Annotated in this window: 16 protein-coding genes; 9 read left to right on the top strand and 7 right to left on the bottom strand. The window is 47.3% G+C overall.

Annotated features, from left to right (window positions below):
• Positions 1–19 precede the first annotated feature (19 nt).
• Positions 20–2,071: a ComEC/Rec2 family competence protein gene (locus JAO78_RS03790; protein ID WP_226750025.1), complete on the bottom strand. Its 2,052-nt coding sequence runs from the start codon at positions 2,069–2,071 to the stop codon at positions 20–22.
• A gap of 196 nt (positions 2,072–2,267) precedes the next feature.
• Here JAO78_RS03790 and JAO78_RS03795 point away from each other — a divergent pair, with 196 nt between their 5' ends.
• Positions 2,268–2,801, top strand: coding sequence for a DUF2062 domain-containing protein (locus JAO78_RS03795; RefSeq protein WP_226750026.1), 534 nt, complete (start codon positions 2,268–2,270; stop codon positions 2,799–2,801).
• Between the two features lie 67 nt (positions 2,802–2,868).
• Here the strand turns inward: JAO78_RS03795 and JAO78_RS03800 are convergent, their stop codons facing one another.
• Genes JAO78_RS03800 through JAO78_RS03810 form a run of 3 tightly spaced genes read right to left on the bottom strand, consistent with a single transcriptional unit; the run spans position 2,869 to position 5,976 of the window.
• The gene (locus JAO78_RS03800) at positions 2,869–4,107 is read right to left on the bottom strand and encodes a lipoprotein-releasing ABC transporter permease subunit (RefSeq protein WP_226750027.1); all 1,239 of its coding nucleotides are present in this window, start codon (positions 4,105–4,107) and stop codon (positions 2,869–2,871) included.
• Complete coding sequence (lolD, locus tag JAO78_RS03805; protein ID WP_226750028.1) at positions 4,104–4,784, bottom strand: lipoprotein-releasing ABC transporter ATP-binding protein LolD; 681 nt, start codon at positions 4,782–4,784, stop codon at positions 4,104–4,106. The genes JAO78_RS03800 and lolD overlap by 4 nt, the downstream gene beginning before the upstream one ends.
• Positions 4,777–5,976, bottom strand: coding sequence for a lipoprotein-releasing ABC transporter permease subunit (locus tag JAO78_RS03810; protein ID WP_226750029.1), 1,200 nt, complete (start codon positions 5,974–5,976; stop codon positions 4,777–4,779). Before JAO78_RS03810 ends, lolD begins: the two co-directional genes overlap by 8 nt.
• Before the next feature lie 108 nt (positions 5,977–6,084).
• On the opposite strand from JAO78_RS03810, the gene JAO78_RS03815 reads away from it, so the two are divergent.
• The 6 genes from JAO78_RS03815 (at position 6,085) to JAO78_RS03840 (ending at position 13,217) form a co-directional block, all read left to right on the top strand.
• A complete protein-coding gene (locus tag JAO78_RS03815; RefSeq protein ID WP_226750030.1) occupies positions 6,085–6,663 on the top strand; it encodes a PilZ domain-containing protein in 579 nt (192 codons plus the stop codon).
• Between the two features lie 63 nt (positions 6,664–6,726).
• On the top strand, positions 6,727–10,206 hold the full coding sequence (gene mfd, locus JAO78_RS03820; protein WP_226750031.1) for a transcription-repair coupling factor: 3,480 nt from the start codon (positions 6,727–6,729) through the stop codon (positions 10,204–10,206).
• Positions 10,203–11,249, top strand: a complete 1,047-nt coding sequence (locus tag JAO78_RS03825) for a CsiV family protein (protein ID WP_226750032.1) — start codon at positions 10,203–10,205, stop codon at positions 11,247–11,249. Before mfd ends, JAO78_RS03825 begins: the two co-directional genes overlap by 4 nt.
• Positions 11,250–11,330: 81 nt before the next feature.
• Positions 11,331–11,837, top strand: a complete 507-nt coding sequence (locus JAO78_RS03830) for a DUF3087 family protein (RefSeq protein ID WP_226750033.1) — start codon at positions 11,331–11,333, stop codon at positions 11,835–11,837.
• Positions 11,838–11,853: 16 nt separating this feature from the next.
• Entirely contained in the window at positions 11,854–12,789 is a 936-nt protein-coding gene (gene ylqF, locus JAO78_RS03835; protein WP_226750034.1) for a ribosome biogenesis GTPase YlqF, read from the top strand.
• 11 nt (positions 12,790–12,800) lie between these two features.
• A complete protein-coding gene (locus tag JAO78_RS03840) occupies positions 12,801–13,217 on the top strand; it encodes a BLUF domain-containing protein (protein ID WP_226750035.1) in 417 nt (138 codons plus the stop codon).
• 26 nt (positions 13,218–13,243) lie between these two features.
• Here the strand turns inward: JAO78_RS03840 and ahr are convergent, their stop codons facing one another.
• Positions 13,244–14,245 carry an NADPH-dependent aldehyde reductase Ahr gene (gene ahr, locus JAO78_RS03845; RefSeq protein ID WP_226750036.1) on the bottom strand — a complete coding sequence of 334 codons (1,002 nt, stop codon included), beginning with the start codon at positions 14,243–14,245 and terminating at the stop codon, positions 13,244–13,246.
• A gap of 368 nt (positions 14,246–14,613) precedes the next feature.
• Between ahr and JAO78_RS03850 the strand changes: the two genes are divergently transcribed.
• Both JAO78_RS03850 and rimO read left to right on the top strand, forming a co-directional pair.
• Positions 14,614–15,126, top strand: a complete 513-nt coding sequence (locus tag JAO78_RS03850) for a DUF1993 domain-containing protein (protein ID WP_226750037.1) — start codon at positions 14,614–14,616, stop codon at positions 15,124–15,126.
• 209 nt (positions 15,127–15,335) lie between these two features.
• Entirely contained in the window at positions 15,336–16,739 is a 1,404-nt protein-coding gene (rimO, locus tag JAO78_RS03855) for a 30S ribosomal protein S12 methylthiotransferase RimO (RefSeq protein ID WP_226750038.1), read from the top strand.
• Between the two features lie 70 nt (positions 16,740–16,809).
• On the opposite strand, the gene JAO78_RS03860 is transcribed toward rimO, so the two are convergent.
• Both JAO78_RS03860 and JAO78_RS03865 read right to left on the bottom strand, forming a co-directional pair.
• Entirely contained in the window at positions 16,810–17,508 is a 699-nt protein-coding gene (locus JAO78_RS03860; protein WP_226750039.1) for a hypothetical protein, read from the bottom strand.
• 113 nt (positions 17,509–17,621) lie between these two features.
• Positions 17,622–18,335 (bottom strand): RluA family pseudouridine synthase, encoded by a 714-nt coding sequence (locus JAO78_RS03865; RefSeq protein WP_226750374.1) that lies wholly within the window; start codon positions 18,333–18,335, stop codon positions 17,622–17,624.
• Positions 18,336–18,339 lie beyond the last annotated feature (4 nt).

An 18,339-nucleotide genomic window follows, 5' to 3' on the forward strand; every position in this document is an offset into this window, starting at 1 on the left:
TCGTTATCATCTGGCTATTCTAGCGTGTTGAGGCAGAGGTTTCAGCTATTGCTGTCGGCTTTTCTGCCCAAGGGTAGTGTTTTTCTCTATTTTCTTGGCGAATGCGCAGTTTTTCAGCCGTAAATTCAATCTGCAAGCTGCCTTGTAACCCAGTATGATACAGCGGTAAATTCAATAAGTTAATCCGTTGTTGCACGCCAGCTTGTGGATAAGTATAAGGCCCTTGTGCGTTGGCCGCTAATAGCAATTGCCGTGGCGCTAAAGATTGTAAAAAAGCTAATGAATTAGCGTTGGCGCGCCCATAATCTGCCAGTAAATAAATATCCGCGGTTAAATCAGCATACTGCTGCAATAATGCCCGCTCTTGAGCTTGTTGCAACTTACCTGGCAACAACAATTGCCAGCCTGCCATATCAACACTGAGCACACAGGGATCGGCTTTAGCTAACAACCAATGCCGAAAGCCAATGTCAGGATAAGCTGCAACTAATTCAGTACAGGTCTGCACTTCTGGTAATGCCGCTACCGCACTGTAAAATTTTGCCATTGGATAAGCTTGTTGAATTAACGCCAAGGCTGGCGCCATTTCTCGCTCAAGTGCCGGTATAATGACCGGCCCCAATTGCCGCATCCGTTGCTGTTGTAACAAAGGTAATACCTGCTGGCGTACCAGCCCTTCCAACTGTGTCGCAGGGGCATCTAAATATAAGATAGCGTTATGAGGTTTCTGTAATAATAATACAGTGCGCTGCCCGCTATCGATTAGCTGTAATTGCGGGTGAACATTCACCGGTAAACAGATCATTAATACCACCACAGTAAGCCATAACAGCCACAGCGAGCCCTTTACACGGCAGGCTAGCAGCATTGCTAAGGCCCCAGACAGTAAAAACGCTGTCAGGGGGGAGAGCTGAGGTAAACTCCACCACACTGCTTGAGAGGCACTCCATTCTAACCATATCATTAAGGGAATAAACAACCCATCGGTTAACTGCCAGAGCCATTGAACATAAGGCAAGCCCGCCAAGCTCCAACAGACCGTGATCAATAAAAACGGGATCGCGAGCAACGTACACCAAGGGACAAACAACAGATTAGAGAGAATGGATAAGACACTAACACCCGAGAAAAAAGCCATACTAATAAATGACATTAACAAGGTTAATGCTAATTGAAACCGCAACCAGTAACGTAATTTTGCCCAGCGCTGTGGCGCTGCAGGGGCTAAGCACCACAGCAGTAACACAATGCAGCCTACGGCTAACATCGACAACCAAAAACTATAACTGAGTAACCACAATGGATTGGCCAGGAGCAATAATGCCAATAACAGCAACCACGCTTGAGACTTGGCTAAGGGGCGCAGTAATAATCGGCTCAGCACAAAAATAGCCAAGGCCACGGCCGCGCGTAATGTTGGGATGGTAAAACCAGCCAACCAGCCATAGCCTAAAACCGGCAACAAACTGAGTAATAAAGCCAGCTCCACATTAAATCGCCAGGGGCTAAGGCGCAACAACCCGCTAAATAACAACAGGCTCCAACCATAGACTAAGCCAAGGTGTAAACCCGAGATAGTTAAAATATGTCCCAAGCCACTGTGCCGGATCCCTTGCCACAATTGCGCATCAAATTGTCGCTCTGCTACAGTTAACGCTAACAGCAATGGTGCACTGCTAAGGGATGCAGTCAACGTTTTTAGCTGGGTAATGATGGTTTCTCTGGCTGACACAGGGGCCTGTAATAAGATAGTTGGCTGCTCTGGCAACACATATCCCTCGCCAATCACACCTTGCAATAAGGCTTGCAGCGAACGAGGCCGTGACAGTGGAGTCCAACTCTGTGCTACCGGTCGCAATTTTAATGGTAAACGCCAAAGTTGATTATTTTCGAGGCTTGGAGCTTGTCGCCAGCGCACAGAGAGCAGATACTGATTGTATGAGCTTTGCTGTAGTTGCAGTTTCACTGTTAAATCACCAATGCCGTGATCGCTCCAACTGACAATCCGCACATCGTGATAGCTGCTTGCTGAGTTTAACAACGCATTTTGTGCCTGCCAGTATGCAGACAACTGCCAATGCCAACTGACTATAAACGCGCTGCAACCGGCTAAAAAAAACAGCCGAAAGCGGCAGCTGACTAGAAAAGCCGCTAGAAAAATATATTGAAAAAAAGCTGGCGGAAGCGGTAAAAATAACGACAATAGGCAGCCAGCTAATACACCTGTGCAAAAGTGTTGCATGTTTACTTTTCGTAAATAGGTTGTAATGCCAAAGAAGACTATTAAGAAATATTTACCATCTCCAGAAAAAATCAAGCAGATGAAGTTATTAAATCTGTTCGGTTCGATGCTGCACGATGGTAATTTATGGCACTTAAACCGCCGCTCTGCGCGCGGCGCTTTTGCTGTCGGTCTTTTTTGGGCCTGGATGCCCTTTCCTTTTCAAATGCTATTCTCGGCGCTGATGGCCGTACCCTTACGCGTTAATTTACCGTTAAGTGTGGCGTTAGTGTGGATTTCAAACCCGCTCACCATGCCGGTGATGCTGTATCTCTGTTATCTGATTGGCAGTGTGGTACTTAAAGCGCCTGCCGAGCCCTTTGCTTTTGAAGCTTCGTTTGGTTGGTTGTGGCATAGCATGCAAACCATCGGCAAACCTTTAATGACCGGCTGTTTATTAATGGGCATTACCGCCAGCATTGTTGGCTATTTTGCCATTGACTGGTTATGGCGTTTATCGGTAAAGAAAGAAAAACTTGCGCGCTTGTTACGGCATAAAAATCGCCTAAAACAAAACTAAGGGTTTAATTAGTATTGCTTTAGGCAGAGAGTCACTAAAAAGTGTGAATAAAACACAACGGGGGTTGTTATCGTTGTCCCAGCACGTTTGCCGGTTGCACCCGACTAGCACGAAATGCCGGATACAGCGTCGATAATAAACTTAAGCCCAATGCCAACAGCACCGTAACGACCACATCCTGCCACAGCAATAACGACGGCACGTAATCTATAAAGTAGATGCTCGGATCTAATAACGATTTGCCAAGTGTCGAGGTTACAAAAGCAAAGATCGGCTCAATGTAATGTGCCAGTAACACGCCAACAACGGCCCCGCCTAAGGTGCCAACCAAACCATTTAGCCAGCCTAGCAACATAAAGGTTTTAATTAATGCCGCCGGTCGCATGCCCATGGTTAGCAAAATGGCAATATCCGATTCTTTTTCCCGCACAGCCATCACCAAGGTCGCGACAATATTAAAGCAGGCCACGGCGATCACCAGCGACAACACCAAATATAAAATGGCGCGCACCATTTGTATATCTTGATAAACATGGCCTTGGCTACGAAACCAATCGAGCAGATAGACATAATCATCCGACAACTGCCCGAGTTGCCGTGCCATGGCCGGTGCCGCAAAGATATCGTCTAAACGAAAGGCTAAACCGTGTACGGTGTCTTCTGGCATAGCTAAAAAATCGGCTAATGCATCCAAACCCAGCCACGCTTGGCTATAATCGAGTTGCCCGCCCACCCCAATAATGGCACTGACACTCAGCACTCGATTAGAATAACTGGCTAAACGACCATCATCGGTAAAACGAGGAAGCATTAATTGCACATTATCACCGACCCGCAAACCCAGTGCCGCGGCAATACCGCTGCCTAGCACAACTTGCTCTGCCGCCAAGGTCTCTAGGCTGCCGCTTTGTAAGTAAGTGGCGAAGTCACTGAGTTGCTGTTCAAGTTGCAAATCAATACCTCGCAGCTGTACCGCTTTAATTTGGCTCCCCGCACGCAGCATGCCGTTGGCTTTAATATAAGGTGCGCCCGCTATTACGCCTTTTACAGCGCTTAAGCGCGGTAGCTTGCTTTGCCATTGCTGTAAGTTATTTTCCACTGACTCTAATTCAACATGCGGGATCACCGCCAACAAACGCTGTTTTAGTGCCTGCTCAAAACCATTCATCACCGACAGCGCTAAAATTAAAATCGCTACGCCTAAGCCAATACCCCAGGTCGATGAAGCCGAAATAAAGCGAATAAAGCCACTGGTATGGCGAGTATTGCGATAACGTCGCGCCAGTTGACAAACGAGAGCATTCATGGCGCAGGCTCCAAACGACCATCTGTCATCAAATAGTGTTTGTCTAAGCGAGCCGCTAGGGCACGATCGTGGGTCACCACCACAAAGCTGGTGGCAAATTCACGATTAAGCTCACGTAACAATTGATAAATAGACTCTGCGGTTTGCTGATCTAAATTACCGGTGGGCTCATCGGCTAAAATTAGAGCGGGTTTAGTCACCAATGCCCGAGCAATAGCAACGCGTTGCCGCTCGCCGCCGCTTAATTCAGACGGTTTATGGGTTAAACGATGCGCCAAGCCCACTCGGCTTAGCAAAGCGGTGGCGGCGGCATTCGCTTCGACAGGGGCTTGCCCACGGATTAGTAAGGGCATGGCCACGTTTTCAACCGCCGTAAAATCCATTAACAAATGGTGGAACTGATAAATAAAACCCAGTTTTTCATTACGCAAGCTGGCTTTTTGATTGGCGCTGAGCTTAGCAATCTGTTGTCCAGCGATCTGCACATTGCCACTGTCTGGCGTATCTAAAGTGCCTAAAATATGCAATAAGGTACTTTTGCCAGAGCCTGAACTGCCCACAATGGCCACCATTTGAGCTTTGGCAATGGTTAAATTAACCTGATGCAACACCTCGGTGACCTGCTGGCCATCACGGTAAGTTTTACAAATTTGAGAGGCTTCAAGAACATTATTCATCGCGTAATACTTCCGCCGGATTAATTTTTACCGCACGCCAAGCTGGATACAACACGGCGAGCAAGGTTAAGCCAATAGCACTAATGAAGATGGTGGCAATTTGGCTGGCATCCATTAACACAGGTAATTGAATACCGCCTGCAACTTGGAAATTGAACAGATCTAATAACGCATTAAGCTGCCAACTGACTAACACGCCAGCTATCACACCAAGCACAGCACCGAGCAACCCGTTAAATAAACCTTGTATAGCAAACACAAAAAATAGCGCGCGGTCGGTCATGCCTTGGGTTTTTAAAATCGCCACTTCTGCTTGTTTCTCGGTAACCATCATCACTAAGGCTGACACAATGTTAAAGGCCGCCACAGCGACAATCAGTAATAACATCAGCCACATCATGGCTTTTTCCATGGCCACTGCCGCAAATAATTTTCCATGGCTCTGCCGCCAATCTTGCACTGAGCCTATTTGCGTATCAGCTGATAATTGCTCAGCTAACAACGGCGCTTGAAAAGGCTCTAATAAACTGACCCGCCAACTCGGCGTGCGCTCGGCAACCGGCAATAACCGCATTAAATCTTCTTGCGCCGTGATCGCGATAACACTATCCACTTCAGAGCCGGTATCAATAATTCCAGCGACGGTAAATAAGCGCTGGCGTGGCATCCAGCCTAAGGGCGTATGGCTGCCACCTTGCGCTAATAGTACCCGAATTTGTTGCCCTAAATGCACATCCAGCTGTTCGGCTAAACCGCGGCCGAGCATGATGCTATAACGCTGCTCGCTTAATGTTTGCCAATCGCCCAGTGCTAAAGATTGTCTTAAAAACTGCGGTAACTGCTCAGGTGTTAAGCCTTGCAGCATCACGGCCGTTAATTGCCGAGGCGCTTGCACTAAGGCTTCAGTTTGCAGAAATGGGGTAATATCCAACACCTTGGCTTGTTGTTGTAAGCGTTGTTGCCAGCGGGTATCCCCCTGTGGCGCTTCCACAATAAGATGGGGCACCACGCCTAAGATGCGACGCTTTAATTCCGCCTCAAAGCCGTTCATAACCGAGCTGACAATGGTTAACGCCATCACCCCAAGTAAAATACCGGCAACAGAAAACAGGGTGATAAACGAAATAAAAGCATTACCCTTGCGACTTTGGCTATAACGTAAGCCAATAAACAGGCTGACTGGAAGGTGCATGTGAATTTTCAGGACTTTACCTAGGTTAGATGATAAATTAGCGTAAAAGTGGTGCCGATAATAGTGATAATTCGGTGCAATGACAAGCACCAACCCGGGAGAACCCAGATGAGCTCTGAACTGGATAGCCTAGCCGAAGATTTTCAACAGTATTTCAAAGTTGAGCATCGCATTGCCATTAATGTGGTACCACTGAGTATGCCTCTGCCAAGCGAAGCAGACTTTACGGCGGCCATCCCCGAGCCTTTTTTGTTAGCCGGGAATGTGGGCCAACTGAATATGAATGCACTGCGCTCGTTACAACGCGTCGGTGAATTAGCCGAAGAGTTAGCGAACTACTTGCAACAGCAAGCAAAAAAGCTCGATTTGCTGCTGCATTACGTTTTACAACAACAAGATGTTGCGGCGTATCGCCATCATACGCAAAGCTACGGTGGTGCTGGCCTCACCTTTAAGACTGATAGCGCCATGCCAGCACTGCAAGCAGTTGAAGTGAAGTTATTTCTTGCTGACAATGCTGGGGCGGTTTTTTGTTTTGGTCAAGTATTAAGCGCTGAACAAACCACAGATGGCTATCTGATCAAAGTGGTGTTTAAACTGATCCGTGATGAAGATCGCGAATTGCTCGTGCGCGCCAGTTTGCAGCAGCAAGCCCGACAATTAAAATTAAAAGCGGAGCAGCGCTGAACTAGCAGCGCCAAATCACTGTAACAGCCAACGCGATTAATCAGGATACGAGTTTATAATTCAATGAGTGTTTTTCCTTCGATACCGCAATTACGCGGCGCTACTGATCAGCAAGCATGGGGCCAACTGACTGGCGCTGCCTTACCTCTAGCCATCAGCAGCTATGTCACACAGCAACAAGGTGTCTGTGTCTTAGTGGTACAAGACACCCCCGCAGCGATGCGTTTAGAGCAAGAGTTAACGGTCTTTCTTGACCCCGCCAAGTGTCCCATTCTCACGCTGCCCGATTGGGAAACCCTGCCCTATGATATGTTTTCGCCGCATCAGGACATTATTTCTCAGCGTTTAACCACGCTGTATCAATTGCCTCGGCTCAGTCATGCCTTAGTGATAGTGCCGGTGAGTACCTTGTTATTGAAAATTGCTGGTCGTGCCCATTTAGAGCAACACAGTTTTATTTTGGCCGAGCAACAACAAACCGATTTAAGTGCTTTTAAGCAGCAATTAGCCGCGGTGGGCTATCGACATGTCGATCAAGTTATGGAGCATGGCGAGTTCTCTGTTCGTGGCTCCTTACTAGACTTGTATCCGATGGGCGCAACGCAGCCTTATCGCATCGACTTTTTTGATAATGAAGTGGATGCCATTCGCACCTTTGATCCTGACACGCAGCGCAGTTTAGATAAAGTAAAACAGATTTCGCTCTTGCCGGCACATGAGTTTCCAACCGACAAGGCGGCGATTGAACGCTTTCGTTTGCGTTATCGCGAACGCTTTGCCGCTCGCAATGAAAAAGAATCCTTATATCAGCAAGTCACCCAAGGTATTTTACCGGCCGGTATTGAATATTATTTACCGCTATTTGCTGAAGATACCTCAAGTTTATTCAGTTACTTACCGGCTAACTCGCATATTTTAACCTGTGGTGATATCGAGCACAGCGCCAATCAGTTTTGGCTAGAGTTAAAACGTCGCTATCAAGATCGAGCCATTGATTTACTGCGGCCCATTTTACAACCGACCGAATTGTATTTAGCCACCGATGAGCTGTTTGCCGCGCTAAAAGCTTACCCTAGGTTACGTTTAAGCCGTGCAGAGTTAACGCTTAAAAATGGTCACATCAATGCGCCAATTGCTAACCTGCCTGATCTTAATATTAATCATCAGCTGAAAAATCCGCTAGAAGCCCTTTTAAACTTTTTAACGGCGTTAAAAAAGCAGCAAGGCCGCGCGCTATTTTTAGTGGAAAGTGAAGGTCGTCGTGAAAGTTTATTGCAGCTGCTGCACAAGGCCGCCGTGCATCTGCCGCAAACCAGTAGCTTGGCGCAGTTTCTAACGCAACAGCAAGATATTGCCGTGTTGGTCGGAACCCTGGATCAAGGTACTTTCGTTAACACCACACCGCCGCTAGCCCTGATCAGCGAAAACGAGCTATTTGGCCAAAAAATTAGCCAGCGCAGGCGTCGTAAGAAAAGCCAGCAAATTTCTTCCGATACCATCATTCGTAATCTGGCCGAATTAAGCCTTGGTCAACCTATTGTGCATTTACAACATGGTATTGGCCGTTATCAAGGCTTGCAGGTGCTGGATGCCAATGGCATTAGTGCTGAATTTGTGACCATTGAATATGCCGGCAGTAGCAAACTGTATGTACCGGTGTCATCACTGCATCTGTTAAGTCGTTACTCAGGCAGCGATGCCGAACATGCCCCCTTGCACAAACTCGGTAATGATACTTGGGAAAAAGCCCGCCGTAAGGCTGCTGAAAAGGTGCGTGATGTTGCAGCAGAATTACTCGATGTCTATGCGCAGCGTGCCGCACATCAGGGCCATGCCTTTAAACTGGATGAAAATGACTACGCGGCTTTTGCCGACAGCTTCCCGTTTGAAGAAACAGCCGATCAGCTCGACGCCATTAATGCCGTATTGCAGGATATGCAGCAACCGCAACCGATGGATCGCCTAGTGTGTGGTGATGTCGGCTTTGGTAAAACCGAAGTGGCTATGCGCGCCGCCTTTGTTGCGGTTAACGGCGGTAAGCAAGTGGCTTTGTTGGTACCAACTACCTTACTTGCACAACAACATTTTGAAAACTTTAAAGATCGTTTTGCTAATTGGCCGGTGCGAGTTGAGGTGCTGTCACGCTTTGTTAGCCCCAAAGCGCAAAAAGCCATATTAGAAGATGTCAGTAACGGTAAAGTTGATATTGTTATTGGTACGCACAAACTGCTGCAAGATGATATTAAACTGCACGATTTAGGCCTGCTGATTGTCGATGAAGAACACCGTTTTGGTGTACGCCAAAAAGAGAAAATTAAAGCGCTGCGCGCCAATATTGATATTTTAACCTTAACCGCCACGCCCATTCCGCGTACGCTAAATATGTCTATGTCGGGCATGCGTGATCTGTCGATTATCGCCACCCCACCCGCGCGGCGTTTAGCCGTGAAAACCTTTGTGCGCGAATACGAAAACGGCTTGCTACGCGAAGCGGTGATGCGCGAGATCTTACGGGGTGGTCAGGTGTACTTTTTACACAATGATGTTGCCTCTATCGAAAAAATGGCAGCCGATTTACAAGAGCTGATCCCTGAAGCGAATATCGCCATTGCCCATGGTCAGCTACGTGAACGCGAGCTCGAACAAATTATGGCTGATTTTTATCATCAGCGTTTTAACCTGTTACTGTGCTCCACTATTATCGAAACTGGCATCGATGTGCCCACAGCCAATACCATCATTATTAACCGTGCGGATAACTTTGGCTTGGCGCAGTTACATCAATTGCGGGGCCGGGTTGGCCGCTCCCATCATCAGGCCTATGCCTATTTAATGACCCCACCGCCCAAGCGTTTATCTAAAGATGCCGAAAAACGCTTAGAAGCCATCGCCAGTTTAGAAGACTTGGGTGCCGGTTTTGCTTTAGCGACGCACGATTTAGAAATTCGTGGCGCAGGTGAGTTATTAGGCGATGAACAAAGTGGTCAAATTGAATCGGTCGGTTTTAGTTTGTATATGGAAATGCTCGAAGAAGCCGTGCAAGCCTTAAAAGCGGGGCGAGTACCCAGCCTTGAAGCCATGCTCAGCCAACAAACTGAAATGGATTTTAAACTGCCTGCGCTGTTTCCAGAGAGCTACATCCCTGATGTCAATTTACGGCTATCATTTTATAAAAAACTGGCCAGTGCCAAAAACCCAGAAGAGATCGATGAAGTTCAGGTCGAGTTAATCGACCGTTTCGGATTATTACCCGATGCGGCGAAAAACTTAGTGGCCGTTGCTGAGTTAAAATTGCAAGCACAGGCTCTGGGTATTAAACGGATAGAAGCCAATAGCAAAGGTGGTGTGGTAGAATTCGCCGAGAAAACCTTGGTCAATCCAAGTTACATTATTACGTTGATCCAAACCCAATCGCGCGTCTTTAAACTGGAAGGCGGGCAAAAACTGCGTTTTAGTATTGCCGCAGAGGATCATAAAGATCGACTCAGCCTCATCGGCTCGATGTTGGCTGACTTTACCAAACATAAGGTAGGAAACGCATGAAAGTTCGGCTATTGCTGACCGGATGTCTGTTACTGAACACCATGTTGCTGCAAGCCAATGAGCGCTGGTTTGAAGTAGAACTGATTGTTTTTGAACGCACAGGCGATAGCCAATTACGCGAACATTTTCCCGAGCAGGTTACGCCAATTCGCTTGGGCCGCATTATTGATTTGGTGTCTCCTTTGTATAATCCGATTATTCAGCCGCTAGTCAGTGCTTTAGAAGATTGCAGCCCAGCACCGTTAAATACAGCAGCAAGCAGTGTGTTTCCAAGTAATTGGCAGCCCCCCCATAAACTGATGTGCCAACAGGAAACCCAGCCGTTGGCTTGGCAGCGTCTGGCGTTGTTTCCTGAAAAATGGCTCAGCAATAAGGTGCCTTGGCCCTCACGGCTGCCCCATACCTTAGCCGGTCGCGGCGAGTTTCAAGGCGTGCCCTTTTTAGCCGAGCCCGAAGCCTTTGCTTTAACTGATGTGGTCGCTAAACTGCGCCGACAACGCCAGCAACAAGTGCTGTTGCATACGGTATGGCGTCAAGCACCTGTCACCGAGCGCCGAGCGATCCCCAGCCGTTGGTTTGCCGGTGAAAACTTCAGCCAGCGTTTTGATTATTGGGGACAGCCCATCACCTCTGAGCAAGATGATACCCCGGTGAATGACACCCAAGTTGCGGCCAATGCCAGCGACGTGACCAGCGTGCTTGAGCAAATTAATAGCCGCCGCCAACAACTGGCCGCGGGAGTATCGTTGGATCAACCCAGCAGCACAGCGGCAATCGACAATAGCAGCAACGTACAAAGCCAGGCCAATTTACCGACGGAAGTATGGCAACTGGATGGTTTATTTAAACTGCATTTAGATCATTATCTGTTTGTCAATACAGACTTTAATCTGCGCAGAATGCATAATGGCGCCCTACAAAGTATCAATGTGAAACAAAGCCGACGGGTGATCAGTGGCGAAATTCATTATATGGATCATCCTAAATTAGGCATAATACTGCAAATTCGCCGTTATCAACCGCCTGAAGTCGCACAGCCATAACCTAGATTGTGCCGCAGTTTGCCCTTTTTCTGGCTGCGGCGTGTCGTTGGTTTAACCCCGCTAACAAATGAACGAGTCATCATGCAATTACGTGTTATTGAAAAACATCGCTATCGCCAACGTCTAAACCGCATTACTGTTTCAAGCATTATCGCATTGTTACTGATCAGTTTAGGCAGCTCGACCTTACTGATCGCACTGTTCGCAACCGGAACAGGTTCAAATTTTTGGCTAAATTTTAGTGGTGTGGTGATCGGCTGTTTAGTGGTCGGTTTCAGTTTGAAACGTTTAAAAACGCATCCTTATTTTCATGATGTGGCCTACATTTGGGATCTGAAACACGAATTAAATTTAATCCAACGTAAGCAGCGCGCTATTGACGCGGCCGCCGAACAAAATGATGTCATTGCACTATTAATATTGGCTTACAGCTACGAAGCATCAAAACTGGTGTGGCAATTGGATGATAATACTTTGATGATGTCCGAGCTCAATTTGGCCGCCAACAAACTGCAAGATAAACTGAACGCGGCAGGCTTAAACATCAATCTAGCCGATTATCGTCGCGAATTACTGGCGCGTTTTTAACGCCAAAGGAACTGTCATGTCTATTAACTGGTTTCCGGGCCATATGCACAAAGCCCGCAAAGAAATCGCCGAAGTAATGCCGCAAGTCGATATCATTATCGAAATGCTCGATGCCCGTATTCCGTTTTCCAGTGAAAACCCGCTGGTGCCGCAACTGCGCGGTAATACGCCCTGTATTAAAGTGTTAAACAAAGCCGATCTGGCCGATCCTGCGCTTACCCAGCGTTGGGTTCAGCACTTTGACAGTCAAAGCGGCGTGAAAGCCATCCCGATCAGTCAGCAAAATCCTGAACATATTCGCGCCCTATTACAGCTGTGTAATGACATGCTGCCAGAGCGTAACCTGGAGATCCGAGGCGCTCGAGCTATGATTATGGGGATACCTAACGTGGGTAAGTCCACGTTAATTAATACCCTCGCTGGGCGGACTATCGCCAAAACCGGCAACGAAGCTGGCGTGACCAAAACACAGCAGCGTATTAAGCTGGATAACAATGTGATTTTAACCGACACGCCGGGCTTTTTATGGCCGAAACTGAGCCCGCCTACCTGTGGCTATCGCTTAGCCGTGACCGGCGCCATCAAAGATACGGTGTTTGAGTATGCCGATATTGCGCTGTTTGCGGCTGATTATTTGTTACAAGCCTACCCTGCTGCAGTGATGCAGCGCTTTGATTTAACCGAGCAACCGGAAAATGATCTGGCGCTATTAGATGCGATTGGCATTCGTCGTGGCTGTATGCGCAAAGGTGGCGTGGTCGATCTAGAAAAAGCCGGCACTATCCTGATCACTGAACTGCGCGCCGGTAACTTAGGCCCCATTACGCTAGAAACCCCAGAGATGGTTAGCCAAGAGCAAATTGATGCCAAGGCCGATGAAGCGGCGAAAGCCAAAGACAAAGCCGAGCGAGAAGCCGAGCGTAAACGCAAAGCGCAACGTAAATACCGATAATTGAGATCAGCATGCCAGAGCAACCGTTATTACAACTTGCCTATGTCAGTACTGCCCAAACGGACATAACCGCTGACTGTATTGCTGAAATTCATCAGCAAGCAGAGCGAAATAATCGGTTACACCACATCACCGGTTTGCTGCTCGCCACGGAGCAGCATTTTTTACAACTGCTTGAAGGGCCAAAACGGGATGTTGAGCTCACTTATGCGCGGATCCAACGAGATAAGCGGCATCACCACGTGCGATTGATTTTTCAAAATACCGTCAGCGAACGGCAATTTCCTGAATGGCATATGGGGCTGCGTCGTAGTTTTGATCAAGCAGAACATGAAGATGTGACAGCCATTGTTAATTTGTATGGCCAGCGTTCGCAATTTTCTGCCCAGCATGGCGCAGCGTTAGTCTTGCTGTTAAGCTCGTTGTAAGCCGCTTAACAGCAAGTTAAAGTGGTTTAACGTTCTAACACGATACGATAACGCGCTTTACCACTTTCGAGGTGCGCTAAGGCTTCGTTGATCTGACTAAATTTAAAGGTTTCAACCACCGGTTTAATGTCATGTTGCACGGCAAAATCGAGCATCTTGGCAATGGTTGCAGGGCTTCCCACCGGTGAGCCTGATACCGAACGCTGCGCCATAATCAAACTAAACACATTCAAATCTAACGGCTCTAGCGTTGCGCCGACAAAATGCAAACGGCCTTTCGGTTTTAAAGTACCTAAATACAAGTTCCAATCAAGCTTCACATTGACGGTAGAAATAATAAAATCAAACTTGCCAGCCGCTTGCTCAATGTCTACGGCGCTGCGAGAATTAATGCAATGATGCGCACCTAATTCTTTCGCTTCAGCGGCTTTACTGTCGCTCGAAGTAAAAGCCGTGACTTCACAGCCCCAAGCCCGTAAAAACTGCAAGCCCAAATGCCCTAAGCCACCAATACCAATAACCGCCACTTTATCGGTTGGCTTAACGTCAAACTGCACCATCGGGTTAAACACCGTAATACCACCGCAAAACAACGGGCCTGCGGTTTTTGCATCCATGCCCTCTGGCAATGGGATCACCGCACTGGCATTGGCCCGTACTTTATCGGCAAAGCCACCATAATGGGCTACGATAGTACCTTGCGCACTGGCGCAAAGGTTGTGATCGCCACTACCACAGGTGCTACAGACCTTACAGTAATCAGAATGCCAGCCTAAGCCGACCACTTGCCCTATTTTTAAGTGGGTCACATCGGCGCCAACCGCAGCAATGCGGCCCACCACTTCATGCCCAGCCACCAGCGGGTAACTCGACATACCCCATTCATTATTTAACATTGAAATGTCAGAGTGACAGATGCCGCAATAATCCACATCAATCTCGACTTGATCGCGCGCTAATGCGCCTGGATCATATTGCCAAGGTTCAAGTTTGCCATGGGCTTTCATTGCAGCGTATGCGTTAATCATAAAAACTCCTGTGTGCTAAAAAATCCAACAGTGCAAAGTACAGTGCTAAGTATTAACCAGATCTCAAGAATTGCTTGTTAAATTTTGGAATAAGCACCTCAAGCACTGATTACGGCTATTTTGTGCTGTCAATCGTTGAAAATGGCTAAAGGCGCCAGATATTCACTTTATACTTCTGTTTATTTACCAAACCACAACCCTCGATGGCAAATAAAGAAATCACGCCGTAACATTGTTAAACGCACTAAAACACCGCATAGTGCAGCCACATCTAACGTAACAGCTATGAACAAAACCGCAGCCAATACCAACTGACCATTTAAGCTGTTCTATCACACTGATTATTAACCCAGCCCGAGGCCAACCCCATGTATTTTCAATTGAGCATTACCCAAGCCACTAAAATGTTACATAACCTACAGCACATCTTAGATAAAAGCAGCGCTTATGCACTTAGCAAAAAAATTGATATGAGCGTGCTGTTAAATGCGCGTTTAGCCCCTGACCAATTTCCGTTGATCCGCCAAGTACAAATTGCCTGTGATACCGCGAAGCTAGGTGTTGCGCGCTTGACCAACCAAGTCGAACATGCACCTAAGCATGGCGATGACGAGAGTACACTTGAGCAACTGACGCAGCGCATCAATGACACTGTCGCGTACTTAGCCAGCTTTAAAGAAACCGACTTTGCCAGCGCCGCCACGCAGCACGTCAGCCAGCCCCGTTGGGAAGGAAAATACCTGACCGGTGAAGAATTTTTAATGCAACATATACTGCCTAATTTATATTTTCATATCACCACTGCTTACGCCATCTTGCGCCATAACGGTGTGGATGTCGGTAAAAAAGACTATTTAGGCGCGATGCCTTACAAAGTTTAACCACCCCTCTTCGATCATGCGGGCGATGCCCGTATGATCTTATTTCATCCGCAACGCCTTTACGCATCAATAAAGCCTGCTTCGCCTTATTTTCCGCTGCAATAACTGACACCAGTGTTCATTTTTTAGTCAGCAACCCCTGTAACTTTGCTACGTATCAGGTATAATCCGCCGACTTTTTTCAGGAAACGCCCAATCTAAGAGACACTATGACTGTTCAAACCTTTGATCCAAGCCAAACCACGACCCTCGATACGCCTCGCAAAAGCCTGACTGACCAAGCCGGCAGCGCGCACAAGGGCAACAATACCATCGGCTTTGTGAGCTTAGGCTGTCCAAAAAACTTGGTCGATTCTGAGCGGATCTTAACGCAATTAAAAGCTGAAGGTTATAACATCGTACCCAGCTATGATGATGCCCAGTTAGTTATTGTAAACACCTGCGGCTTTATTGATTCGGCCGTACAAGAGTCACTGGAAACCATCGGCGAAGCTTTAGCGGAAAACGGTAATGTAATTGTCACCGGCTGTTTAGGCGCGCGCGAAGATGAAATTCGTCAAGTGCACCCGAACGTGCTAGGCATTACTGGGCCGCACAGTTATGAAAACGTGTTAAAGCAAGTTCACGAGTTTGTACCCAAGCCAAAATACGATCCCTTCACCATGCTGGTACCGGATCACGGAGTTAAACTTACCCCTAAACACTATGCCTATTTAAAAATTTCGGAAGGTTGTAATCACCGCTGTACCTTCTGCATTATTCCATCGATGCGCGGTGATTTAGTCAGCCGGCCGGTGGGTGAAGTGTTAGATGAAGCGCAGCGCTTAAAAAATGCGGGCGTAAAAGAGCTACTGATCATTTCACAAGACACCAGCGCTTATGGCGTAGATGTAAAACACCGCACCGGCTTTTGGAATGGCCAACCGGTGAAAACCTCGATGCAGTCACTGTGTGAAGCACTAGGTGAAATGGGTATTTGGGTGCGGTTGCACTACGTTTATCCTTACCCGCATGTTGACGATATTATCCCGTTAATGGCTGAGGGTAAGGTGTTACCTTATTTAGATATCCCGTTTCAACATGCCAGCCCGCGCATCTTAAAACTGATGAAGCGCCCAGGCCAAGCCGAACGTGTATTAGAGCGCATTAAAAAATGGCGCACTATCTGCCCAGAACTGACCATCCGTTCAACCTTTATTGTCGGCTTCCCAGGTGAAACCGAAGAAGATTTCCAAATGTTACTTGACTGGTTAGATGAAGCGCAGCTTGATCGCGTAGGCTGTTTTAAATACAGCCCGGTCGAAGGTGCAAAAGCCAATGAGCTTGCTGACCCTGTGCCACAAGCGGTAATGGACGAGCGTTACGATCGCTTTATGTTAAAACAACAAGCGATCAGTGCGGCGCGGTTACAAGCGAAAGTGGGCAAAACCATTAAAGTACTGATTGATGAAGTTGACGCAGAAGGCGCCATTGGCCGCAGTTTTGCTGATGCGCCAGAAATTGATGGTGCGGTGTATTTAAACGGTTTAACTAACGTCAAACCTGGCGATCTGATTGATGCAGTAGTAGACGAAGCCGATGAATATGACTTATGGGCGTCGATTGCAGAATAATTTTTGCAGATGTACAAAATACTAACAGGCAGCTCCGGCTGCCTGTTTTTTTTCGCATGACGCACCAAAATTAGCGAAACGATGTAAATAGCTCTGCCATATACTCAGCCGCAGCCTCTGCTGTGGCAAATTGCGCCGCTTTTGCCCCTTCAATTTGTAATGTGAATAAATAACGGGGCGTTACCGCGCGAGCAAACCACAGCCCATCTTCAGCTTTTTGCGCATCACTACCAATACAAATACTATAACGCGGGGTGTTAGCTTGATAAGTAGCATGCCATACCGGTAAGCCCGTCTGCTCTAAATAATTTAGGCAGTTGCGATAAAGCTGTAATTGCAAATCAATGTTGGCTTGCAGCGCTTTTTTAAAAAAAGCTTTTTGAGTGGCATCCGCCTCAGCCCGATCCCAGCGTTGCAAAGCAGGCATCACATCCAGATCTAAAGCCATTACCGAAAACGTCCAAACGCTCTGTTGATCAGCACTCATAAAAGTTGAAGATGCTGTAGGTAACACCGCATCACAATCCCAATAGTGCTCGCTAATCGCTTCATCAATTAAGGCGTCAGGCAACAACGTAAATAAATCAGTAAAATGAGGGCAATCTATTAATAGGGTGTTTTCATCCACCTCTGGCGAATCGTCACTGTAGGTTTCATTTATTGCTAGCGGCTGTGCAGACGGCTCGACCACACTTTGTGCATTAATTGCCCCAGAGCAGGCAACCAACCACAGCAAAATCCACAACCCACCTCTTTTGTTCATCGTCATGCTTTTTCTCATCGGCAACGTTATTTGTTGTTCTAGTATTAAGCATCTTTAACGAAATTCAACTTAACCAACAACTAAATTTTTTTGCTCACCCCAGCAGGCTTTATTCACGCTTAAAATGGACTTGGACAATGCCAATGCATGGGCTGTAAACGAGTGGGATGCTCAAAGTCGATATCACTGGCATGCAGTAATAAACGCTCAGCCATCTGATGACTTTGTGTGTTGTGATATAAATCACAACCTAAAATAGGATGACCGATACTCTGACTATGAATGCGTAACTGGTGGGTTCGCCCGGTGTGTGGCGTAAATGCCACTAAGCTTCGCGGTGGATCATTTAACCGTTTAAGCACGCGAAATTGACTCAAAGCGGCCATACCGGTATCAGCACATATTCTGACTCGCCCAAAACCGTGTTTATCTTTGACTATCGCCGCACTAATCATGCCTTCGTCCGCCGTTAGCCAACCATCGAGCATCGCCAAATAGCGTTTTTGCACGGCTCTTATTTGAAACTGTCGGTTTAAATGCTGGGTAGCCTGCTCTGTTAGCCCCACCAACATAATACCTGAGGTGCCGTAATCTAAGCGGTGCGGCAATTTAGCTTGCGCAAATGCAGGGCTGATGTCCTGCTGACCATTTACTAAACGGTAATGCACCGAATCCCAATTAAGTGGGTTTTTACCCGATAAACTTAATAAACCACTGGGTTTGTTGATCACTAACATGTCTGCATCTTGATATAAAATATCAACACTCGCCGCACAGGGTTTGGCAACAAAGTGATCCATCAGACTGTCGGTTAAACTGGCACTGTTTGACATGGCG

Source organism: Alishewanella maricola (genome assembly GCF_016343785.1).
GTDB classification, from domain to species: Bacteria; Pseudomonadota; Gammaproteobacteria; order Enterobacterales; family Alteromonadaceae; genus Alishewanella; species Alishewanella maricola.